Below are 24,453 nucleotides of genomic sequence, written 5' to 3'. Positions count from 1 at the left end.
TTAGCGACCCCAAAGGTATGAAGTTTTTGCGCCGCCCTCTCCGGAGATCTGGCCCTAGGACCAGATCTCCGGAGAGGGCTTTTTTCAACAGCAAGCTGTTGCGTTTATCAGTTGAATCCAAGCCAGATTAAGCATTAAAGTTCTATTACGGTCACAAATACCTGCAAAATCAATCGCTTCGCTGACTTTTGCTCAATCACCATAGCGGTGGCTATGCCTCAATCGCAAAAGTCTTGATTTTATTGGCCTTTGCACCCTCATTACAAAAGTCCAATGCATAATCCGGGTTTAATGATGGTGCCACGTTGGCCGTCTGCGACCATGCCGCGAACGAACCCCAATGGCCCATCCACACCCACCGGTACCAACGAAAAAGCCCAGCGCTGTACGCTGGGCTTTCACTATATGATAACAATGTTGATCAATGGTTCAGTTCTTCCTCGTCTTCTTGCAAGGGAACAGTCTGTGGCACAAAATCCTGTCCGGGGATAATGTACTCCCCATTTTCATCGACCTTGCTGTAATCGTAGGCCCAACGGTGTACTTCGGGGATGGCTCCCTCCCAGTTCCCGTGAATGTGCTTGATCTCCGTGGTCCATTCCAAGGTATTGGACCTCCAAGGGTTCTTGGGGCCTATTTTTCCGTAGAACATGCTGTATATGAAGTTGGCCACAAAAACAAGCTGTGCGGCGCCGGCGATCAAGGCAAAGACGGTCATCAGCACTTGTACATCCGTGAGATCATCGAACATGGGGAAGGCGGTGTTCTCATAGTACCTCCTGGGCACCCCTGCCATACCCACAAAGTGCATGGGGAAGAACACCCCATAGGCACAGATCGCGGTGATCCAGAAATGGACGTAGCCCAAATTCTTGTTCAGCATGCGGCCCTCGAACATTTTGGGGAACCAGTGGTACACCCCGGCAAACAGGCCGTACAGTGCCGAGATACCCATTACCAAGTGAAAGTGCGCCACCACAAAATAAGTGTCGTGCACATTGATGTCCAAGGTACTGTCTCCCAGGATGATCCCTGTAAGTCCACCGGTAATGAATGTGGACACCAATCCAATGGAAAACAACATGGCCGGGTTCAATTGCAGGTTGCCCTTCCAGAGGGTGGTGATGTAGTTAAAAGCCTTCACCGCAGAGGGGATGGCGATCAACAAGGTGGTAAAGGTAAAGACCGATCCCAAGAAGGGGTTCATTCCCGATACGAACATATGGTGCCCCCAAACGATGGTGGAAAGGAAGGCAATGGCGAGAATGGACGCCACCATGGCACGATAGCCAAAAATGGGCTTGCGCGCATTGGTGGACATGACCTCGGAAGTGATGCCCAAGGCCGGCAACAGTACAATGTACACTTCCGGGTGGCCCAAGAACCAGAACAGGTGCTCGTACAATACGGGAGATCCTCCCTGGTAGTGCAGCACCTCGCCCTGTATAAAAATATCGGACAGGAAGAAAGACGTCCCAAAACTACGGTCCATGATCAGCAACAAGGCGGCGGACAACAGTACCGGGAAGGAGACCGTACCAATAATGGCGGTCACAAAAAATGCCCATATCGTCAGTGGCAAACGGGTCATGGACATGCCCTTGGTGCGCAGGTTCAAAACGGTGACAATGTAGTTCAAGGAACCCAAGAGGGAAGAGGCTATGAAAATGGCCATGGAGACCAACCAAAGGGTCATGCCCATCCCTGAGCCCGGTTGTGCCATGGGAAGCGCACTGAGCGGCGGATACACCGTCCAGCCCGCGGCCGCTGGTCCCGATTCCACAAACAGGGAACTGATCATGATGACACTGCTCAGGAAGAAGAGCCAGTAAGACACCATGTTCAAAAAGCCCGAGGCCATATCACGTGCCCCGATCTGCAACGGAATCAATAGGTTACTAAAGGTGCCACTGAGGCCCGCCGTAAGCACGAAGAACACCATAATGGTACCGTGAATGGTGACCAGGGCCAAGTACATATCGGCATCCATCACACCTCCCGGTGCCCATTTGCCCAAAACGGCCTCGAAGATTGGGAAAGACTCCCCGGGCCAGGCCAATTGCATCCTAAAGAGCAATGACATGGCAATACCTATAAAGCCCATAATGAGGCCAGTGATCAAATACTGTTTGGCGATCATCTTGTGATCTTGGCTAAAAATGTATTTGGTTACAAAGGTCTCTTTGTGGTGATGGTGCCCATGATCGTCATGTACATGGTCTTCCACGTGTGCTGCTACTGTCGACATAGTTTACTTTTTTATTAATTCTCTTTTTCTAGCCTTTTTTACTTCTTTATTCCCCTAGATTCTCCATCTGGGCGGCATCCATAGCGGGAGCCGGTTCTTCTTTCATAACGGTTTCGGCAAATGTGGCCTGTGAGTCCAACCAAGCATTGAACTCCTCCTCGGTTTCCACGATGATCTTCATTTGCATGTTGTAATGCGATTTGCCACATATCTTATTGCATAAAAGTACAAAATCAAATTCCCAAGGATCCAAGGCCTCTCCAGTTTTCGCCGACTTTTCTGCCCTTATGGCATTTACCCGTTTTACCTTGTCCACAATGGCCGGTTTTTGCCTCATCTCCTCGGTCGTGAAAATTGGGGTGAAGGAGAATTGCGTCACCATACCGGGAACACTGTTCATCTGGGCCCTAAAGTGCGGCATATAGGCAGAGTGCAGCACATCTTGGGACCTGATCTTAAAATTCACCTTCCTGCCCACGGGCAAATGAAGTTCCTTGACCACGATGTCATCGGCGGCATAGCTATCGGCCTCGTCCAAACCAAGGATATTGGCCTTGTCAATATCGATCATGCGCACATTGGCGCCACCGAGAACGTTGTCGTCCCCAGCGTAACGGGCCGTCCAGTTGAACTGTTGGGCGTAGAGCTCCACGATCAGGGGATCGTCCTCATCATTGATGTCCATGATATTGGTCCAGGTGTACAGCCCGTACAAGATCAGCCCTGCCAGGACAAAAACGGGAATAATGGTCCAAATGAACTCCAAGCGGTCGTTGTCTGCATAGAAAAGGGCCTTTTTACCTTTTTCACCACGGTACTTGTACCCAAAATAATGCAACAGGGCCTGGGTAATGGTCTGCACAAAAAAGATGATGCCCATGGAGATCAACATCAAGGTGTCCACATCCACCCCGTGCTCCGAGGCCGCTTCCGGCAAGAGGACCTTGGTGTAGTTGTAAAAACTGAAGATGGTAATGCCATAAATGAAGATCAAGAAAGCGAACAACAGGTAGCCATTGTACTTATTGTCCTTGTCCGTAGCAATTTCGGTCTGCTTGGCCTTGATCTGTGACAGCTCAAAAATCTTGGTCATTTGCCAAATGGCTATGGCCACCAGCACAATAACCGCTAAAATCAGGAATGTCGTCATTTCTATGTTTGTTATTAAACCTAAAACAAATTAATAATGAAAGTGCTTACTTTCTTCTATAAACGGATTTCGTTTGGGCTGCAAGGGCGCCGTGGCCAAAGAGCGGAACACCACAAAGATGAACAGACCCGCAAAAAACAGCACAGACCCAATTTCAGGAATGCCAATGAACCATTGGTCTCCCACCGTTGCCGGCATCACGGCCACAAAGATGTCCAGATAATGGCCCACCAATATAATGACCCCGGTCATGACCACAAACCAATTGAGCCGCTTGTAATCGCTGTTCATGAGCAACAGCAACGGAAAAACAAAGTTCAAGGCCACCATACCAAAAAAGGGCAGGTTGTAATCTTCTATCCTGCTCACGTAATAGGTGACCTCCTCCGGTATGTTGGAGTACCAGATCAACATGAACTGCGAGAACCAAAGATAGGTCCAGAAAATACTGATGCCGAACATGAACTTGGCAAGGTCATGGATATGGCTGTCGTTCACGTCTGGCAAATGGCCCTTGGATTTTAAGTAAATGGTGACCATGGCAATGGTGGTTATCCCCGCCACGAACATGCTGGAGAAGATGTACCATCCGAACAGGGTACTGAACCAGTGCGGATCAAGGCTCATGATCCAATCCCAGGACATCATGGATTCCGTAATGAGATAAAAGACCAGGAAGCCGGCAGATATCTTAAAGTTCAGTTTAAAATTGGAGTCGTCCTCACTCTCATCCTGTTGCAGGCTCAATTTTCTGGAGTACTCGCGGTAGGCGATCCAGCCCCCCAAGAAAATGGCGGCCCGTATCAAGAAAAAGGTGGGATCCAAATAGCCAGATTTGGCCTGGATGATGGCGTCATGCGCCACCACGTCCGGATCCATCCAAACGAACAAATGGTTCAAGTGCAGTACGGACATGACCAAAAGCACAAAGACCGCGATGCCCCCGGGCACCATATAGGCCGTAATACCCTCCATGACCCGGAACAACAAGGGAGACCAACCTGCCTGGGCGGCCCGCTGTATGGCGTAAAAGGCCAAAACGCCCAACGCGATCATAAAGAAGAAGAAAGCGGCCACGTAGAGGGCGGCCCAGGGCTTGTTCTGGAGCTGGTGCAATAGGTGCTCGTCATGGGACGCACTGTGGCCGTCCGCAGCTTCGGCGGTATGCCCAGTGTCGTGGTGCGCCACCATTTCCTTGGCCTCGGCCACCGTTGAGGGCGCCGCCAGAAAGCCACCCACAATACCCAGAAGGCCCACCGCCATCAAGATAAAGGAGGCCATTTTAAGTCTATTTGAAAACGTGTACATAGGTATATCCAGGTATTATTTGGTTAACTCTTCTTTTAACTGCATGACATATTCACTTACCTGCCACATTTCGGTGGTGTTCATTTGGGAGGCATAGGATCCCATTGAATTCAATCCGTAATGCACTACGTGGTAGGTGGACCCCACGGTAATGTTCCTTGCCTGATCGGCATAACTGGGCACGCCCAATATCTTTTCACGCTTTACCAAGGTTCCCTGTCCGGCCCCGTTGTTGCCGTGGCAGATGGCACAGTACATTCCGTACAATTCCTTCCCCACCCTAAGGTTTTCCTCCCGGTCCAAAGAGTCCAAGGGACTGGGGTTTACCCTCGCCAGCTCCTTCCCCTCCAAGTCATTGGGAATGCCGTAGGGCAACCAACCCCGGTTAATTGTATTGGGCGGCGGCACCAAGGCCTGTTGGCCATCGGGCAGGAAATCCACCTCTTGGTAGGTTTCATAACCCACGGACTCCTGCATATTGGGCATGTACTGGTAATTGCGCTGCGTGCTGTCGTTACAGGAAGCAAAGCAGGCCACAATGGTAAACACGACTCCTATTTTTACAAAACTGTTCATACTCAATGACTGTTTTTTTCTGATATGTTGATTTCCACCGCGCCCGTGCCGGCCAGCAACTCCTTCAAGGCCTCTTCGTTGTCCGTCACTTCTATCTCCATGATGAAATGATCGTCCGTGGAGCGCACGTCCGGATTCTCGGCCTCCTTAAAGGGCCATAAACGGCTCCTGAGGTAAAAGGTGATCACCATAAGGTGGGCCGCAAAGAACACGGTAAGTTCAAACATGATGGGCACAAATGCCGGACTGTTCTCAATAAAGCTAAAGCTGGGCTTTCCGCCAATGTCCTGGGGCCAATCTTCGATCATGATGTAATTCATCATCCAGATGCTCACCGCCAGGCCCAAACAGCCGTAGAGAAACGAAGTGATGGCCAATTTGGTCGGTGCCAGTCCCATGGCCTTGTCCAATCCGTGGACGGGAAAGGGACAGAACACCTCCTCAATGTGGTATTTGGCCGCCTTTACTTTTTTTACCGCGTGCATAAGGACGTCATCGTCGTTATAAAAAGCCTGTATTACTCTAGAAGCCATAGTTATTTTTTATCGTTTAAGCGTTTTGCCTGTCCGGCCCAATCATCCCGTTGTGCCCTTCCCGGGAAAGAACCCGTGATCTCATCCAGTAGGTCGTACTCCTTGGAGGTCATCCGCGCCACTTGCGCAAAGGTAAAGATGCCAATTCCATTCAGGGTCTCCTCCATCTGTGGGCCAATGCCCTTTATTTTCCTTAGGTTGTCCGGGGTTTCCGTAGTGGCATCAAAACTGCCAATGCTGCCCAACAGCTCATTAACGCCTTGTTTGTCCCCTTCCTTTGGGGCCACTTCGCCCATTAGGACATCATCCGTAACGGAGGCCTTTATCTTTGCAGGTGCCGATGGTATCTCGTACAAGGGCAAACCGGCATCCCTCAGCTTTTTGTATTTGGAACCGGAAGCTTTCAAAATGGACTTTACCTCGGCCTGGGCTATGACGGGGAAGGTGCGGGCATACAGCAAAAAGAGTACAAAAAAGAACCCTATGGTGCCTATGAAGATGCCAATATCCACAAAGGTGGGCGAAAACATGGTCCAGGAAGAGGGCAGGTAATCCCTGTGCAAAGAGGTCACGATGATCACAAAACGCTCAAACCACATCCCAATGTTCACGATAAGGGCAATGAAGAAGGAAAAGGAAATGCTGGTCCTCAATTTCTTGAACCACATGAACTGTGGCGAGAAAACATTACAGATCATCATGGACCAGTACGCCCACCAATAGGGCCCCGTGGCCCGGTTCAAGAAGGCATATTGCTCATACTCCACCCCGGAGTACCAAGCCATGAACAGCTCCGTAATGTAGGCACAGCCCACAATGCTTCCCGTAATCATGATCACAATGTTCATGAGCTCAATGTGCTGTATGGTGATGTAGGCCTCCAGGTTGCACACTTTCCGCATGATGATCAAAAGGGTGTTCACCATGGCAAAACCCGAAAAGATGGCCCCTGCCACAAAATAGGGTGGGAAAATGGTGGTGTGCCAACCCGGAATCACCGACGTGGCAAAGTCAAAGGATACAATGGTGTGCACGGAAAGCACCAAGGGCGTGGCCAAACCGGCCAACACCAGGGACACTTCCTCAAAACGCTGCCAGTCCTTGGCCCTGCCGCTCCATCCGAAGCTGAGCAGGCTGTATATTTTCTTTTGAAAAGGCAAAACGGCCCTGTCCCGAAGCATCGCAAAATCGGGCAGGAGGCCCGTCCACCAGAACACCAAGGAAACGGAGAGATAGGTGGAAATGGCAAAAACGTCCCACAACAAGGGGGAGTTGAAGTTCACCCAAAGGGAACCAAATTGGTTGGGAATGGGCAGCACCCAATAGGCCAACCATGGACGTCCCATGTGGATCAAGGGAAAAAGCCCCGCCTGCAATACCGCAAAGATGGTCATGGCCTCTGCCGATCGGTTAATGGCCATTCTCCATTTCTGGCGAAACAGCAACAGTACCGCGGAAATCAAGGTGCCGGCGTGGCCAATACCCACCCACCAAACAAAGTTGGTAATGTCCCAGGCCCAGTTCACGGTCTTGTTGAGACCCCAAACGCCAATGCCCGTGGATATGGTGTAAATGATGCAGCCAACGCCCCAAAGGAAGGCAATGAGCGATATGGAAAAGACAATCCACCATTGTTTGTTGGCCCTTCCCTCCACCGGACGGGCAACATCCACGGTTACATCGTGGTACCCTTTGTCTCCGATCACTAGGGGCTTCCTAATAGGTGCTTCGTAATGCGACGCCATAGACTATTGTTATGATTACTTTCTTGTATTGATTAAGCTTCGTTGGTATTTCTGACTTTTACATGATAGAACACATTGGGCTTGGTGCCCACATACTCCAGCATGTGGTACATGCGATCGCTTTCCTTGAGCTCGGACACTTTGCTCTCCTCATCATTGATATCGCCAAAGACAATGGCACCGGTACCACAGGCCATGGAACATGCCGTTTGGAATTCCCCGTCCTTAATGGGCCTGCCCTCCTTCTTGGCTTCCAGTATGGTGAGCTGGGTCTTCTGGATGCACATGGAACATTTCTCAATGACCCCACGGGAACGGACGTTCACGTCGGGGTTCAGCACCATTTTGCCCAGGTCGTTGTTCATATGGAAATCGAACTCGTCATTGTTGTTGTAGAGGAACCAATTGAACCTCCTTACCTTGTAGGGACAGTTGTTGGCACAGTAGCGCGTGCCCACACATCTGTTATAGGCCATTTGGTTCTGGCCCTGCCTACCGTGGGAGGTGGCCGCCACGGGGCAGACCGTCTCACAGGGCGCATGGTTGCAGTGCTGGCACATAACGGGCTGGAAGACCACCTGCGGGTTGTCTGCCGGATTTTCCAATTCTCCAAAACCGCCCAAGGAACCATTGTCTCCGGTTAGGCCGGCAAAGCCCTCTTTCTTGTTCACATCGTCCTCAAAAGTATCTTCCGAGGAATAGTAACGGTCAATGCGCAACCAGTGCATGTCCCTGGATTTGCGCACTTCGGCCTTGCCCACAACCGGTACATTGTTCTCGGCATGGCACGCTATGACACAAGCGCCGCAGCCCGTACAAGCGTTCAGGTCAATGGACATGTTGAAATGGTGGCCAATGGAGCGGTCAAAACCATCCCATAGGTCCACGGAGCTTGCGGGAACTTCTTGGTGGTCCAGGGAGACTTGGGGAATGATGTTCCATTCCGCGTTATCCTTGGTATTGAAAATCTCCAAGGTGGTCTCCTTGATGATATCGTTTCTGCCCATCAGGGTCTTGTGCAATTGAATGCAGGCAAATTCGTGCATTCCCGGTGCCTTTTCCAAGGTCACCGGCTGATTGCCCGTAAAATCATGGTACAATGGATAGGCATTGACACCCACTTGCATCTCTTCCTTGACGCCCACCAGTTTTCCGTACCCAAGGGCAAGCCCAACGGTGCCCTTGGCCTGGCCGGGCTGTATGATCACGGGAACGTTTTCCAGAACGGTGCCGTTCACGTTGATGTTGGCGTAGCTCCCATTGAGTCCGCCGTCTGCCACGTTCACGTTTTCAAAGCCCAAAGCATCGGCGTCCGCGCGGGAAACGGTAAGGTAATTGTCCCATGACACCCTGCTTATGGGGTCGGGGAACTCCTGCAACCAAGGATTGCTGTTCTGTTGCCCATCTCCCATGGCCACTTTGGTGGACAGGATGAGCTCCATACCCTCTGCCGTGGTATTCGCCAAGCTCCGCACGGCCGTGGCCACGGATGGCATTTCCGTGGGTGCCCCGTCTTCCGCCTGTGCGGCCGGGGCGCCGTTTTCCGTTTCACTTTGCAAATCGTTGTGGGGAACCACAAAAACACCGTCCTGCAGGGCCTTGTTCCAATCGGCACCATTCAGGATACCGTTGTCCCAAGTTTCCCTGATGTAGTCGTAATAGGTTTTGTCGCTGCCCATCCATTCCAAGACGGAAGTCTGGAACTGTTTTGTATCGAACAACTGTTGTATGGTGGGCTGCATGAGGCTAAAATGCCCTTTTTTGATCTGCAAATCGCCCCAAGACTCCAGATAATGGTTGGAAGCGGCCACATACTGGGTCACCTCCGTGGTCTCGTTCCAATTGGCCGAAAAGACCACTGAAAGATCTACTTTTTCCAGACCGGCCACAAATTCTGCCGAATTGGGCAGGGAATAGACCGGGTTGACCCCATCCATGATCAGGGCGCCCACCCTACCGGCGCCCATATCGGCCATTAGGGCCTGGAGCTGTCTTATGTTGCCCTGGCGGGTATAGCGCGGCGCAGTGACATCAAAAGCTTCGCTCTGTAGCATGGTATTGATGGCAAGTACCACGGCCTGCGCATTTTCATCATCCAAGCCACTGACCACAACGGCCTTAGAACCCGCTTTGCGAATCTCAGCGGCCAATTGGTCCACCAGCGCATCGTACTCAGACGTATTGCCGCCCACGTTGGTGCCGTTCAATCTGCCGTACAGCTTGGCCAAGACCACCTTTTGGGCCGATGGCTTCAAGGCCACCCGCTTGTCTGCGTTGGCCCCGGTCAATGACATGTTGGCCTCCACCTGAATGTGGCGGCTCATCTTTCCGTTTTTGGGAACACGACCCTTGGCGTAGCCGGAATCGTACCCTCCCCCCTGCCAATCCGCAAGGAAGTCGGCCCCGATGGAAACGATCAAATGGGCCTTCTCAAAATCATAATCCGCCAAGGCGCGCTCACCGTAGGCATTCTCAAATGCGGTCAGTGCAGCGTCGCAGGAAACGGCGTCATAGGTTACGTGCTCCACGTTCCCATGGGCCTCCTTCAACTCGGCCATAAGCCGTGCAGTGGATGGGCTGGCGTAGGTGGCCGTAAGGAAGACCACTTTCTTGGAACCCCCTTTCAAGGCGTTCATTTTTGCGGTCACGGCAGCGTTCAAGCTGCTCCATTCCACGGGCTCCCCGTTCATCAAAGGCCCTTGTAGCCGGGTACTGTCATAAAGTGACAGTACGGAGGCCTGCACGCGGGCGTTGGCCGTTCCGCCCACCTTGGCCGTGGTATTGTTCTCAATTTTTATGGGCCTGCCCTCACGGGTCTTTACCAGGATATTGGCAAAATCGAACCCATTGGCCATGGTGGTGGCGTAATAATTGGAGAGACCGGGAACAATGTTCTCCGGCTGAACAACATAGGGAATGGACTTGATCACCGGACCCTCACAGGCCGCAAGGCTGGCCGCAGCCGTGCTAAATCCCAAATATTTGAGAAAATCCCTTCTGTTGGTGTTGGTACTGGCCAAGGTATCCTTGTCCCCCAAAAAATCGCCCACGGGAATTTCCTCGACAAATTCATTTTGTCTCAAAGCCTCAACAATGGAATCGTTGGGATCTAACTCCGCTTCACTTTTCCAATATTTCTTGTTCGATGCCATATGCAATATCTGTAATTAGCTGCTCTTGTTTGTTAATAGTGACACTTTCCGCACTCCAGGCCACCCATCTGGGCCGCCGTTAACTTCTCCACTCCGTACTTTTTGGAAAGCTCCGCGTGTATCTTTTCGTAGTATTCGTTCCCCTCTACCTTTACCTCGGTCTCCCGGTGGCAGTCAATGCACCAACCCATGGTCAAGGGGGAATATTGGTACATGATCTCCATTTCCTCCACCGGACCGTGGCAAGTGTTGCAATCTATCTGGCCAACCGTTACGTGCTGGGCATGGTTAAAATAGGCGTAGTCCGGCAGGTTGTGTATGCGCACCCACTCCACGGGCTGGGTCTCGCCGGTGTAGCGCTGGTTCTCCTCGTCCCAGCCCACGGCCTTGTACAGTTTTTTAATTTCGTTGGTGTAAAACTCATTGGTGTAGCCGTTGGCCAAATCTTCCGCCGAGGGCCCTTCCGGATTGCCGGTGTATTCATAGATGGACTTGTGGCAGTTCATACAGACGTTCAAGGACGGAATACCGGAATGCTTGGACACGCGTGCCGAAGAATGGCAATAATTGCACTCTATCTGGTTGTCTCCCGCATGGATCTTATGGGAATAGTGAATGGGCTGTATGGGGGCATAGCCTTGGTCCACGCCCACCTGCATCATCCAACCATAGGCAAAATAAGCGCTGCCCAGTAACAGACCTATGACGGCAACAATGACCAAAAACTGGTTTTGGGCAAAGGCCTTCCAAAGGGGCGTTTTCTTCTTAACGGCCTCTTTCTCCTCCTGAATCTCAATGCCATTGGCCGCGGCAATCCTGCGAAGGGTGTTGTTCACCAAGAACAACATCATGACCAAAAGCGCAAAGACCAATACCAAGGCCGCCAAGACCACCTCGTTGGAAATGCCACCGGTAGCGGTACCATCCGTTGCAACCCCTGCCGCAGGCGCAGCAGCTGCCACCGGTGCCGGTGGCGGGGTGGCGGTATAGGCCAAAATATCGTCAATGTCCTGATTGCTGAGCGTGGGAAACGCCGTCATTGCGGCCTGGTTGTATTCATTGTAGATGCGCACGGCATAATCATCACCGGCCTTGATCATCCCGGCGCTGTTCTTGATCCAGGCGTAGAGCCATTCCCGATCCAAGCCTTCCTCCTCGGCCAACCGGGCCTCCACATTGGCCATGGCCGGACCCGTCATCTTCCTGTTCAGGGCGTGGCAGGCGGCACAATTTTGGTTGAATAGGGATTTCCCTTTCACGGGGTCCCCGCCCAGATCAGACGCGGCGGCCTCCTGGGCCTCCGGCGCTGCTTCCTGGGCCACCAATACAACCGAAAAAAACAAAAAGAGCACCAGATTAAAGCCTAAAACCTTGGCAAAATGATTGCGGTAACATACCTTTTTCATATACAATTTTTTATCGAACGAAAACCTTGGCATAATTTTGGAACTGTGCAGTAGCGGTGGATAAAGCTCCTTTTGCCGAAATTGCAAGCAAAAATACGACATAGACTTTATTAGAAAAAATCTTGTTCCATGTATAATCTGTAATTTAGAGTTTTTCTAAATAAGTTGAAAACACCCCTAAAAATGCCCAAAAATTCAATTTTGTTTCCATCTTTGAATCCCAATATTTTTCAGTTATGAAGAACGCATTCCTTGGCGGCCTGCTGTGCTGCTCCTTTTCCCTGGCAATGGCCCAAGAGGGACAGATCAACATTGAGCAACGCCCTGAAATTGAAGCCCTTTTGGAAATTTACGGCAATACCCTGACCAAAACCGAATACTACCGGATCCAAGTGGGTTTTGGTGATGCCAACAAGGCTCAAAAAATAAAGTCCAATGTGGAGGTGGACTATCCCGACCTACCCTCCAGAATTGATTTTGACTCGCCCACCTACAGGGTGCGCTTGGGGAGGTTCAAGACCAAGTTGGAAGCGGAACGAAAGTTCAACGAAGTGCGCAAGAAATATCCGGACGCGATGTTGTTGAAACCAAAAAAATCGGCCTCATAGGCCGATTTTTTTTTACAGGTTTCCCGCTTGGACCCTATTTGGTCTTCAAGGTCTTTTTCACGGCCACCTCTTGGAAGGCCTCCACGATGTCGCCCTCGGCAATGTCATTGTAGTTCTTGATCTGCAACCCACAATCATATCCTTTGCTCACCTCCTTGACATCGTCCTTGAATCGTTTCAGGGAAGCGAGGGTACCGGTGTAGATGACCACCCCGTCGCGTATGAGGCGAATGTTGGAGTTCCTGAAGATTTTTCCCGAGGTTACCATACAACCGGCAATGGTGCCCACCTTGGATATTTTAAAGGTTTCCCTGATCTCTGCCGTACCGGTGATCTCTTCCTTCATCTCCGGGGACAGCATGCCTTCCATGGCGTCCTTGAGGTCATTGATGGCGTCGTAGATAATGGAGTACATTCTAATGTCTATCTCCTCCTTTTCCGCAATGGCCTTGGCATTGCCCATGGGGCGCACATTAAAGCCAATGATCACCGCATCGGAGGCAGAGGCCAGCAACACATCCGATTCCGTGATCGGGCCCACCGCCTTGTAGATGATGTTCACCTGAATCTCGTCCGTGGACAGTTTCTGGAAGGAGTCCGTCAAGGCCTCAACGGAACCGTCCACATCCCCTTTAAGGATAATGTTGAGCTCCTTGAAGTCGCCCAGCGCAATACGCCTGCCGATCTCGTCCAGGGTAATGTGGCGCTGTGTCCTAACGGACTGTTCGCGCTGCAATTGGCTGCGGCGCGTGGCGATCTGTTTGGCCTCCCGCTCGTCTTCCAGCACATTGAACTTGTCTCCCGCCTGGGGGGCACCGTCCAGACCAAGGATGGATATGGGTTGCGAAGGCCCCACTTGCTCCACGTTCTTGCCACGTTCATCCTGCATGGCCTTTACTTTTCCACTGCAGGTACCGGCCAGTACATAGTCGCCGATCTTAAGGGTTCCGGCCTGCACCAAAATGGTGGACACATAACCCTTGCCCTTGTCCAGGAAGGCCTCCACCACGGTGCCCGAGGCCAATTTGTTCGGGTTGGCCTTGAGCTCCAGCAATTCTGCCTCCAGCAATACTTTTTCCAAAAGTTCCTTGACCCCCTCACCGGTCTTGGCAGAAATGTCATGCGACTGTATTTTTCCGCCCCAATCCTCTACCAAGAGGTTCATCTGTGCCAAGCCTTCCTTGATTTTGTCGGGGTTGGCCGTGGGCCGGTCTATTTTATTGATGGCGAACACAATGGGGACACCGGCCGCTTGCGCGTGGCTGATGGCCTCTTTGGTCTGCGGCATGATGTCGTCATCCGCGGCGATGACGATAATGGCAATGTCCGTAACCTGGGCACCCCTTGCCCGCATGGCGGTAAAGGCCTCGTGACCGGGCGTGTCCAAGAAAGATAGTTTCTGTCCGTTGTCCAAGGTCACGGCGTAAGCGCCTATGTGCTGGGTTATGCCCCCGCTCTCCCCGGCAATGACGTTCTCTTCCCTGATGTAGTCCAGCAAGGAGGTCTTACCGTGGTCCACGTGGCCCATGACCGTGACAATGGGCGCCCTGGCCACCAGGTCTTTGGGATCGTCCTCCTCTTCCACAATGCTTTCATCGATGTCCGCGGTAATGAACTCCACCTCATAGCCAAATTCTTCCGCCACGATGCTAAGGGTCTCGGCGTCCAGTCTTTGGTTCATGGTGACCATCATCCCGAGGGACATACAGGCCGATATGATTTCCGTGGTGGAAACATCCATCATCGTGGCCACCTCACTGGCGGTCACAAACTCGGTGACCTTTAAAATCTTGTTTTCCAGCTCCTGTTGTTCCAGATCCTTTTCGGTCTGCTCCCTGTGCTGGTCCCTTTTGCTTCTTCTGTATTTGGCGCCCTTGCCCTTCTTGGACTTGCCCTGAAGCTTCTCCAGGGTCTCGCGCACCTGCTTTTGTACGTCTTCCTCAGAGGGCTCGGCCTTTGCCGTGCCGGCAAACCTCCTGCCCTTTCGGTCATCTTTGCCATTGCGGCCTCCCGCACCGGGAGCGCCCTTGCTCACAATACGTTTGCGACGTTTCTTGCGGTCTCCAGGGGCCGATTTATCGTCCTCCTTTTTCTTTTTGGGCCTTTGGAACTTGCTCAGGTCTATCTTGTCTCCCGTGATCTTGGGACCGGACAATTTTTGATATTGGGTCTCCAAGGTTTTGGACGGCGCTTCCGCTTCCGCTTCCTTTTCATCGCCTTCCTTGGCGTCTGCCTCTGTTTCCTCTTTTCCTTCGGCGGGGTCCGCTTTGGCCTCCATCTCTGGTTTGGGCGCCTCTTCGGGCGCTTTCTTTTCGGCTTCGGCGGATACGGGAGCTTCTTGTGGCGGGGGTGCCACTGGTGCTGTCTCTTTGGCCGGCGCCTCCTCCTCTTGTGGCGCGGCCTTCTTACCGCCGTCCAAGTCGATCTTGCCCACGGTCTTGAGACCGCTGAGCTCTGCCTTGGCCTTGATGACCTCTTCGGATGCCGCGTTGCGACGCTCCCGGGCCAGCCTTCGCTCTTCCTGTTCCTGCTCCTGTTGAATCCTTATGGCTTCCTTTTCCTTGCGCTTTTCCTCGCCCACTTCCTTGGAGGCCACTTTCTTGCTCATGTCCGTCTGGAACTCATCGAGCAGGACTTGGTACACCTCGTTGGAGATTTTGGTGGTGGGACGTGCATCCACGTCATGCCCCTTGCTTTTGAGGAAGTCCACCGCCCGGTCCAAGGAAATATTAAGTTCGCGAAGAACCTTGTTAAGTCTTATTTTTGCAACGTCTGCCATAAATACTGATTCCCGTTCTTTATTCTACTTGCTAATATATAGCTAATCTTCCAATTCTTCCCTGAGGATGCGTACAACTTCCAAAATCGTCTCCTCCTCAAGATCGGTGCGTTTAATGAGGTCGCCCACCTCTTGCTCCAAAATGCTACGGGCCGTATCCAACCCAATTTTACTGAATTCCTCTATGATCCAACCTTCTATTTCATCGGAAAATTCGGACAGTTCCACATCCTCTTCCACACCTTCGCGGAAAACATCGATCTCATAGCCGGTTAGCTTCCCTGCCAAACGGATGTTGTGGCCTCCGCGGCCTATGGCCTTGGACACTTCTTCGGGCTTCAGGTACACCTGTGCCGTCATCTTCTCGTCATTGAGCTTTACGGAAGAGACCCTTGCAGGGCTCAAGGCCCTGGTCACCAACAACTGGGGGTTGGCCGTCCAGTTGATCACATCGATGTTCTCGTTGCCCAGTTCGCGCACAATACCGTGGATCCGGGAGCCCTTCATGCCCACACAGGCGCCAACGGGATCGATCCTGTCATCATAGGAATCCACTGCCACCTTGGCCTTTTCCCCGGGTATGCGCACTGCCTTTTTAATGGTTATGAGCCCATCGAACACCTCGGGGATCTCCTGAAAGAACAATTGCTCCAGGAACAGCGGCGAGGTACGGGACATGATAATGGTGGGCTTGGAGCCCTTGAGCTCCACACTTTCTATGATGCCCCTTACATTGTCCCCTTTTCTAAAGAAATCCGAGGGTATCTGCCTATCCTTGGGCAAAATGATCTCATTGCCCTCATCATCCAACAAAATTACGGCCTTGTGCCTAATGTGGTGCACCTCTGCCGTATAAATTTCGCCCTCCAAATCCTTGAACTGCTTGTAAATGGTGGTATTGTCATGCTCATGTATCTTGGCAATGAGGTTTTGGCGCAAGGCCAAAATGGCCCTTCGGCCCAGGTCTATGAGCTTCACCTCTTCGGATACGTCTTCGCCCACCTCAAAATCGGGCTCTATCTTTCTTGCGTCGCTCAGGGAAATCTCCTCGTTTTCAAACTCCACCTCGCCATCTTCCACCACCACACGGTTACGCCAAATCTCCAAATCCCCTTTGTCTGGGTTTATGATGATGTCAAAATTGTCATCAGAGCCAAACTTTTTTTTCAGGGCACTGCGGAACACTTCTTCCAAGATGGCCATCAGGGTTACCCTGTCTATGAACTTATCGTCCTTGAATTCTGAGAAAGACTCTATTAACGCAATATTTTCCATTGGTTTTCTCTATTAAAATTTTAAAACAACTGTTGCCTTTATGATTTCGGAAAAATCAATTTCTTCCCGTTTCTTCACCGTAACCTTGCCCTTGCCCACGGGCTTGGGCTCCCGTGCCTTCCACTCCAGCACAATGCCCTTGTCATTTGCCTGGGTCAAGTTTCCCTGAAAGGTGCCCCTTTGGGTGTGCACCTCCAATTTTCTGCCCACGTTTTTTTTGTACTGCCTTGGCAGCAGCATGGGGGCGGTGGCCCCGGCAGAGGCCACTTCCAGGGAGAAATCTTCTTCCTCCCGATCCAGGTTGTGCTCAATGGCCCGGCTGATCCGCATGCAATCTTCCACCGTTACCCCGTGGTCCCCGTCCAAGACCACCTTGATCCTGTTGTCTGCACTGATGTCCAGATCAATGAGAAAAAGCGATGCATCTTCCTTTAGACCCTCCTGCAGCAGGTTTGCCACTTTTTGCTTGAGCATTTTATTTGTAATAAAAGAGGGGACAAATTGTCCCCTCATGAATATCCTGGTATCCTTTCAGTGTTGCAAATATACAATATTTTTTTATAAATAAAAGGAGTGGCCCACGGCGATATCAAAGAAAAAAAGAACCGTGTGCCGGAAAGGAAAAGGGCGCTTGTTGCGGTGTGCCCAGGCCACGTTGCCCTTCAGTTGTCCACCTTGGCCCTGGCATTGAGGCTGTCCACCTCTTTTCTAAAGCGCAATATCATCACAGTGTCCAGCTGGCGGCGTATGCTGTCTTTCATTTGCCGCCAGTTGCTGGCGTCCATTTGATCATTGTACTCGGTGATCTTGTTGAACCTGGCAAGATTGTACCGGTTGGCGGTCCAGGCGTGGGTGGTGCTTTTTTGGTGCTCACGGTCTTGCAGGTAAATGCCCACCACAAAACCTATGATGACGAGCAACAAGATGATCTTCCATTTCTTTGCGGTCATTTTCATACCATTACCTTATTGAAGCGATGCCCAGGCTGCCCGGCATCCCTGAAAGTCGTTGGGCACTGCCCCCGGCATCCTTGAAACCGTTCTCCCCCACGGGCCCCTTTGTTGGCCCAGGCTTGTTGCAATGCTTGGGACGAAGATACAAATTACGCGTCATCTAGTGCTCAATCAAGGCAGAATTACCATTTTTGGGGACACGGGCCAGCCGTGGGCCTCCAAGGCCCCTTTGGCCACAAGAACAAGTACCAACCCTAGTGCCGGTGGGGCGATGCACGGGAACCACTGGTGTTCTCCACGGGCATTTGGGCGTTCACCTCGCGTTGCCAGGCCTCAAGTTCCCCGAGCAGGTCCTTGACCTTTTCCGGCCGCTGGCCAGCCAGGTCATGGGTCTCGCCAATGTCCGAAGACAGATCATAGAGCTCCGTTTGGCCGGTCTCGTAAAAGGTAATGAGCTTATCATTGCCCTTGCGAACAGCGGCCCCGGGGGCCCAGCCACTGCCGTGATAATGGGGATAGTGCCAAAAGAGGGCCTCCCGGTCAAGGGTGCTTGCCCCCTGCCACAGGGGCGACAGGTCCTTGCCGTCCAGCCCCTGAAGGGAATCGGCGGTAATTTGGGCAAGCGACAGAAGGGTGGGGAAAAAGTCGTGCCCCACCACCGGCACGGACACTGCCCTCCCTTCTTCTTTATAATGCGCGGGCTTGATCAGCAACGGCACGCGAATACCGCCCTCATACAACCAGCCCTTGCCACCGCGCAGGGGCACCACGGAGGTGGGCGCATCAAAAGAAAATCCGGGCTGCAAGGTAGAAAGCCCGCCATTGTCCGAAGTGAAGATGATGGTGGTATCCTCATACAGGCCCCGATCTTTTAACGCTGCAATGAGCCTGCCCATGTTCTCGTCCAGGGCAAATACCATGGACGCATAATCCGCATTGTCCTGCAGCAACTTGGTCATGGACCCACCCTCTTTGCGCTCCCCTGGGCCATGGTGTTCCAAGCGCTCCAATTTGTCCTTGAACCTGGCCAGGTGTCTTGTGTTTGGCTGAATGGGGGTGTGCACGGTGTAAAAATTGAGATAGAGAAAGAACGGCTGGCCGGCGGTACGGTCCAAAAAGGAAATGCCCTCTTGGGTGAGACGGTCCGTGAGGTACTCCCCTTCCGGGCCATCGGCCAAGTACGGATTGTCATAGGGCGTGTAGTACCCTCCAGGCGGTTGGCCCATATGGAACCCCCCAACATTCCCCTGAAAGCCAAATTGTCCCGGCAGGTGACCTTTGCCGCCCAAGTGCCATTTGCCCACAAAAAGGGTTTGGTAGCCATGGGCACGCAGCACCTGGGCCAAGGAGGTCTCCTTTAGGGGAAGGGCGGCCAGATCGGTGGGGCCCAAGAGCTTTCTGTCCCTGGGGTCTGCCCCTGGCAACCAATCCGTGATGTTGACCCTTGCCGGATGCTTGCCCGTAAGAATGGCGGCACGGGAGGGCGAACAGACCGATGATGACGCATAGGCATTGGTAAACTGTAGGCTGGAACGGCTCAGGGCATCCAGATTGGGGGTTTCGTAAAAAGTGCTGCCATTGTAGCCCAGGTCTGTCCACCCCAGGTCATCGACCAAAACGAACACGAAATTCTGCTTTTTCGGAGCCTCCTTTTGGGGCGGTTTTTCGGCACACGCGAACAAGATGCCCCCCGATAAAATGGGCCACATATAGATGGCGCACCACCTCTTCGCGCGGGAATGGCACCACCGTAAGGAAAGGGACGCCCTCGGGGTGGCCAAGTTTGAACATTTCTTCACGATTTTGCACTTAAGGGACATCATGGGCAAGGTGGTTTAGGGGATGAACGGGGTATGGACAAGGATTTGGATGTTGGACAAAAGAACATCAAACATAAAAAAATAAGCTGATATGGCCCTACCCAAGACTTTTTAAGGCCGATGGAATCCATCCATGCGCACCACAGTCCCCCAAAAGGAAGGAACGGTTGCAAGGCACCACCAAAAAAACGGGCCAGGGACATGGGACCAAAACCCGCCAAACCCGGGGCACCACCACACCGCAGCTGCGGGACACGCCCTAAGCAGCTTCCACCATAGGGCCTTCCGTTAAACCCAGATGAAGCAATAGAAATTCCCCGCCTGAAAGGAACGGGCAGGTATTGCGGCCGCAAATCCCTGCAAAATAAATCGCTGCACTGACTTTTGCTCACTCACCGTAGCGATGGCTACCCGCCCGTACCGAAGGGCACATTCGGGCCGGCCCGCCCGTACCGAAGGGCACATTCGGGCCGGCCCGCCCGAGTCATTCAGGCGGGCGCCTCAATCGCAAAAGTCCTGATTTTATTGGGGCTTACACCCTCATGACAAAAGTCCAGTGCATAATCTGGGTCAAGAAAACCATCCGCACTGCCCAATGGGCATCACAAAAAAACCCTTGCAAACCTAATGTTTGCAAGGGTTTGGAGTTGGCCCACTAGGACTCGAACCTAGAATGACGGTACCAAAAACCGTAGTGTTACCATTACACCATGGGCCAATACCCGTTAGCGCGTGCAAATTTAAAACAAAGTTTGGTTTGCACAAACATTTTTTTGCTGCATACCCATAAAATTGAACTTCGCATTCCCCCTGTCGGGTGGTGCGGGGCGTTACGGAAAAACAGCTGTTACATCCCTGAACCGCACAATGCCACGTTGCACCAGCAATGGGCCCCGAGGGAAACCCCTTTCCCAATCCCCTGAAAAGCAGGCTGCAACCCCGTATCCCTTGCTGTTAAAGGTTTACAAAAAAGGGGAACCGGTGTTGCGAATAATCACTAAATTCGCCGCACAGCTTTAACCAAGGTTACATGTTTGCAAAGAACTTCCATAAATGGGACACCCTGCTGGGTTGGGCCACTTTTTTTATAGCCTTTATCACGTACTTCATTACCGTGGAACCCACCAACAGTTTTTGGGATGCGGGAGAGTACATTGCCACATCGGCAAAACTGCAGGTGGGGCACCCGCCCGGGGCACCGCTCTTGCAAATGCTCGGCGCCTTTTTTGCCATGTTTGCCCTGGAGGCCAACCAAGTGGCCATGATGGTGAACATGATGTCCGGTGTTTCCAGTGCCTTTACCATTCTGTTCATGTTCTGGACCATAACCAACCTGACCAAAAAGTTGTTGGATTCCGGCGAGCCCCTGACCAACAGCAAGGCCATTGCCATCTTGGGCAGCGCCCTGGTGGGCTGCCTTGCCTTTACCTATTCGGACAGTTTTTGGTTCAATGCCACCGAGACCGAGGTGTATGCCATGGCCAGCTTCATCATGGCGCTCCTGCTCTGGTTGGGCCTTAAATGGACAGACAATCTGGAAGACCCCAGGGGAGACCGTTGGATCATCTTGATCAGCTTTGTGGTGGGCCTTACCTTTGGTGTACAGTTCATGGGGTTCTTGGCCATCCCCTCAGTGGGCCTGCTCTACTATTTCAAAAGATACAAAAAGACCACGGTAAAGAATTTCCTTTTGGCCAACATCGCGGTGGTGGCCATCTTAATGCTGGTCTATAAATTCTCCCTCACCTATGTGCTCATGTTCTTTGGCTGGGGAGAGGTTTTCTTTGTGAACACCATGGGACTGCCCTTCAATTCGGGCTCCATCATCGTTGGTTTGATCTTCATTGCGGCCTTCTACTATGCCCTGCGCTACACGCGCAAGAACAACTACCGTGGTGCAAACACCGTGGTGCTCTGCCTTATGTTCCTGTTTTTGGGCTTTTCTTCCTGGATCATGCTGCCCATACGGGCCAATGCCGAAGTGGTGATCAACGAGAACGACCCCGCAGATGCCCGCGCCCTGTTGGCCTACTACAATCGCGAACAGTATCCCGGGGTGGACAGCCCCTTCTACGGGGCCTACTACTCGGACATCTTTGCCCCGGCGGGGGAGAACAAGGACGGCAAGCCCAAGTACGAAAAGGACCATACCCTGGGCAAGTACATCATTGTGAACAAGTACAAGGATGCCGAACAGGGCACCAACCCCAAGCATGAAGGGCTGTTGCCCCGAATGTGGAGCGGGCAGCATGCCGAGAACTACATGCGCTATTTTGGCCCGTTGGACTTTAAGATGACCGAGAGCAACGACGAACTGCGGCAAGCGGTGAACCAAGTGAAGACAGGCTTTGCCAACGGTGAAATAGATGCGGACCAGTACATTAGCTTTCTAAGACGGTTTGGCGATTATCTGGAGGTGCAGCCGCCTTCGCTCTGGGACAACGTGAAATACATGTTCGAGTTTCAGTTCAACTACATGTACCTCCGCTATTTTATGTGGAATTTTGTGGGCAGGCAGAACGATGTCCAAGGACGGTACAACGACAATGGCAACTGGCTCAGCGGAATAAAGTTCTTTGACAGTTGGCGCCTGGGAAGCCAGTACAACCTGCCCAGCGATGTGGAGAACAACAAGGGCCGCAACACCTATTTTTTCCTGCCCCTTCTCCTGGGCATCATTGGCCTGGTGTTCATGGCCTCCAAGGACCCCAAGAAGTTCTGGGTGCTCATGGTCTTCTTTCTTTTTACGGGACTGGCCATACAGTTTTACACCAACCCCTACATTTTTCAACCGCGGGAACGGGACTACTCCCTGGTGGGCTCCTTCTATATCTTTGCCATCTGGATCGGGATGGGCGTCTATGCCCTGTACGACGGTTTCAAGGAATGGCTCTCGCCCAAGGTGCTTGCCCCTTTGGTGGTCGTGGTCTGCCTTTTGGCCGTGCCCACCGTGATGGCCGTACAGAATTGGGACGATCATGACCGATCCAACAGGTTCACGGCCAACGCATCCGCAAAAGCCTATCTGGACTCTTGCCAGGAAGACGCCGGCGCCATTCTCTTTACCATTGGGGACAACGACACCTTCCCGCTGTGGTACGCCCAGGAGATAGAAGGCTACCGTACCGATGTGCGCATTGTCTGCACCAGTTTGTTCGAGACGGACTGGTACGTGGACCAGATGAAGCGCAAGGCCTATGAGAGCGACCCCATACCCTCACAGATCACCCACGAAAAGTACCGCTGGGGCAACAGGGACGTGCTGTACCACCAAGGGCTTACCGAAAACCGTTGGGACATCAAGGACCTTATTGATTGGATCGACAGCGACAAGCCCCAGACCAAGTTTAAGCACCTCTTTGCGCAACGCGGGGCAGACCTGAGCCAATACTCGGAAAACACCCTGAACATTGTCTATTACCCCACCAATAAGATACGGGTGCCGGTGAACAAGGAGAACGTGCTGCGGAGCGGTCTGGTAAAACCCAAGGATTCTGCCCTCATCGTGGATCACATTGACATTGACCTCCCCAGTGCCATTACCAAAAAAAGCATGATGATGCTGGACATCCTGGCCAACAACGACTGGAAAAGGCCGCTGTATTTCTCCGGTGGCAGCTTTGACGATGCAGAATACCTGTGGATGAAAGACTACCTGCAATTGGACGGCCTGGCCTACAAACTGGTGCCCATAAAGACAGAAAGGCCCAACTCTTTTGAAATGGGGCGCATAGACACGGACCTTATGTACAACATTGTCACCAACTGGTACTGGGGCAACTCCGGGGACCCCAACATTTACCATGACACCCAGACCCGCATACAGAGCGTGTCCTATCGCGGCAACCTGGCCCGTTTAATGGAAAAGCTCATTGAAGAGAACAAAATGGACAGGGCCAAGGACATCATAGAGCTCTCCCTGAACAATATGCCGGTGGACCAATTTGGCTACTATGCCCTGGTGGAACCTTTTGTGGACGGTTATTACAAGGTGGGCGAAACCCTAAAGGCCCGGGAACTCTTTGACAAGTTGAAGACCAAGTACCAAGAACGGCTGGAGTATTACGCGAGCACCAACCTGGACGAGCAGTACAGCAACATTGACGACATTATTGCGGACATGGAGGCCTACCGCCGCAACATTGACACCGTCATTGCCAATGACGACAGGGAGATGGCCGAAAAGGAAACGCTGATCTTTAACGAGTACATAGACAAGTTTGAGCACTTTTATCAGGGCGGGGAAGATGTGGAGTTCCAGGAAGACCCCCCGGGCATCAATCCCGATATGCGGGATTCCACCTCCATCCTGGACACCATTGCCACGGACAACACCACCACCGAAATGCCCGTGGACACCACCGGAACCCTGCCTTAAGCCGCTCCGGTTCCACGCTATACCAAGGTTTTGCCCCAGCGGACGCCGTACGCGCCAAGCAATAGGGGCCTTTAAACCCAGATTAAGCAATAGAACTTCCCCGCCTGAAAGGAACGGGCAGGTATTACGGCTGCAGATCCCTGCAAAATCAATCGTTGCACTGACTTTTGCTCACTCACCGTAGCGATGGCTACCCGACCGAGTCATTCAGGCGGGCGCCTCAATCTCAAAAGTCTTGATTTTATTGGGCTTTGCACCCTCATTACGAAAGTCTACTATATAACACTCAAGCAACCAAGTTATCCTTTGAAAAATTATGAAGCCATTCATCAGGGGACTAGTGCATAATCTGGGTTAAAAAACATGGAAGGGTACTGGCCGGGAAGGTTCTTATACCAGGAAGTGATTTAAACTTTTTTTGGATCGAAAGATAGGGCTACGGACATTTGTGTCGCCAAACATAAATCCCATAGCCCATGTACAAAGTACTCGACAAAGATACCATAGAGATGGAAATAGTTC

Annotated in this window: 16 protein-coding genes and 1 tRNA gene; 3 read left to right on the top strand and 14 right to left on the bottom strand. The window is 52.2% G+C overall.

Translation table 11 applies throughout. The annotated features are described in order from the left end of the window. Positions 1-421: 421 nt before the first annotated feature. The 8 genes from ACKWCC_RS18610 to ACKWCC_RS18575 are packed head-to-tail and all read right to left on the bottom strand — an operon-like array spanning position 422 to position 12,118. Positions 422-2,248, bottom strand: a complete 1,827-nt coding sequence (locus ACKWCC_RS18610; RefSeq protein WP_413997481.1) for a cytochrome c oxidase subunit I — start codon at positions 2,246-2,248, stop codon at positions 422-424. Positions 2,249-2,294: 46 nt separating this feature from the next. Continuing rightward, positions 2,295-3,398 carry a cytochrome c oxidase subunit II gene (locus tag ACKWCC_RS18605; protein ID WP_413997480.1) on the bottom strand — a complete coding sequence of 368 codons (1,104 nt, stop codon included), beginning with the start codon at positions 3,396-3,398 and terminating at the stop codon, positions 2,295-2,297. A gap of 30 nt (positions 3,399-3,428) precedes the next feature. Beyond that, the gene (locus ACKWCC_RS18600) at positions 3,429-4,706 is read right to left on the bottom strand and encodes a quinol:cytochrome C oxidoreductase (RefSeq protein ID WP_413997479.1); all 1,278 of its coding nucleotides are present in this window, start codon (positions 4,704-4,706) and stop codon (positions 3,429-3,431) included. Positions 4,707-4,721: 15 nt separating this feature from the next. Then, a complete protein-coding gene (locus ACKWCC_RS18595) occupies positions 4,722-5,282 on the bottom strand; it encodes a c-type cytochrome (protein WP_413997478.1) in 561 nt (186 codons plus the stop codon). Between the two features lie 2 nt (positions 5,283-5,284). Then, the gene (locus ACKWCC_RS18590) at positions 5,285-5,815 is read right to left on the bottom strand and encodes a DUF3341 domain-containing protein (protein ID WP_413997477.1); all 531 of its coding nucleotides are present in this window, start codon (positions 5,813-5,815) and stop codon (positions 5,285-5,287) included. Between the two features lie 2 nt (positions 5,816-5,817). Next, on the bottom strand, positions 5,818-7,560 hold the full coding sequence (gene nrfD / locus ACKWCC_RS18585) for an NrfD/PsrC family molybdoenzyme membrane anchor subunit (protein WP_413997476.1): 1,743 nt from the start codon (positions 7,558-7,560) through the stop codon (positions 5,818-5,820). A 32-nt stretch (positions 7,561-7,592) separates the two neighbouring features. Then, positions 7,593-10,712: a TAT-variant-translocated molybdopterin oxidoreductase gene (locus tag ACKWCC_RS18580; protein ID WP_413997475.1), complete on the bottom strand. Its 3,120-nt coding sequence runs from the start codon at positions 10,710-10,712 to the stop codon at positions 7,593-7,595. A 32-nt stretch (positions 10,713-10,744) separates the two neighbouring features. Next, positions 10,745-12,118, bottom strand: a complete 1,374-nt coding sequence (locus tag ACKWCC_RS18575; RefSeq protein ID WP_413997474.1) for a cytochrome c3 family protein — start codon at positions 12,116-12,118, stop codon at positions 10,745-10,747. A gap of 236 nt (positions 12,119-12,354) precedes the next feature. On the opposite strand from ACKWCC_RS18575, the gene ACKWCC_RS18570 reads away from it, so the two are divergent. Then, a complete protein-coding gene (locus ACKWCC_RS18570; protein ID WP_413997473.1) occupies positions 12,355-12,726 on the top strand; it encodes an SPOR domain-containing protein in 372 nt (123 codons plus the stop codon). 34 nt (positions 12,727-12,760) lie between these two features. Here ACKWCC_RS18570 and infB read toward each other — a convergent pair whose 3' ends face one another. From infB to ACKWCC_RS18545, 5 genes are all read right to left on the bottom strand, one after another. Then, entirely contained in the window at positions 12,761-15,505 is a 2,745-nt protein-coding gene (gene infB, locus ACKWCC_RS18565; RefSeq protein ID WP_413997472.1) for a translation initiation factor IF-2, read from the bottom strand. Positions 15,506-15,547: 42 nt separating this feature from the next. Beyond that, entirely contained in the window at positions 15,548-16,780 is a 1,233-nt protein-coding gene (nusA, locus tag ACKWCC_RS18560; RefSeq protein WP_413997471.1) for a transcription termination factor NusA, read from the bottom strand. Between the two features lie 12 nt (positions 16,781-16,792). Then, positions 16,793-17,254: a ribosome assembly cofactor RimP gene (gene rimP, locus ACKWCC_RS18555; RefSeq protein WP_413997470.1), complete on the bottom strand. Its 462-nt coding sequence runs from the start codon at positions 17,252-17,254 to the stop codon at positions 16,793-16,795. Between the two features lie 188 nt (positions 17,255-17,442). Further along, a complete protein-coding gene (locus tag ACKWCC_RS18550; RefSeq protein ID WP_413997469.1) occupies positions 17,443-17,736 on the bottom strand; it encodes a hypothetical protein in 294 nt (97 codons plus the stop codon). A 251-nt stretch (positions 17,737-17,987) separates the two neighbouring features. Further along, a complete protein-coding gene (locus ACKWCC_RS18545) occupies positions 17,988-19,358 on the bottom strand; it encodes a sulfatase (protein ID WP_413997468.1) in 1,371 nt (456 codons plus the stop codon). 88 nt (positions 19,359-19,446) lie between these two features. Here ACKWCC_RS18545 and ACKWCC_RS18540 point away from each other — a divergent pair, with 88 nt between their 5' ends. Then, on the top strand, positions 19,447-19,572 hold the full coding sequence (locus ACKWCC_RS18540; RefSeq protein WP_413997467.1) for a hypothetical protein: 126 nt from the start codon (positions 19,447-19,449) through the stop codon (positions 19,570-19,572). Between the two features lie 628 nt (positions 19,573-20,200). Here ACKWCC_RS18540 and ACKWCC_RS18535 read toward each other — a convergent pair. After that, positions 20,201-20,271 (bottom strand) — tRNA-Gln (locus ACKWCC_RS18535). 312 nt (positions 20,272-20,583) lie between these two features. Between ACKWCC_RS18535 and ACKWCC_RS18530 the strand changes: the two genes are divergently transcribed. Beyond that, entirely contained in the window at positions 20,584-23,931 is a 3,348-nt protein-coding gene (locus ACKWCC_RS18530; protein ID WP_413997466.1) for a glycosyltransferase family 117 protein, read from the top strand. Positions 23,932-24,453: the final 522 nt, after the last annotated feature.

It is taken from the genome of Maribacter aquimarinus (genome assembly GCF_047345505.1).
In the GTDB taxonomy this organism is placed as follows: Bacteria; Bacteroidota; Bacteroidia; order Flavobacteriales; family Flavobacteriaceae; genus Maribacter.
The sequence above is the reverse complement of the archived record's forward strand: the minus strand, read 5'-3'. Positions and strand labels throughout refer to the sequence as shown.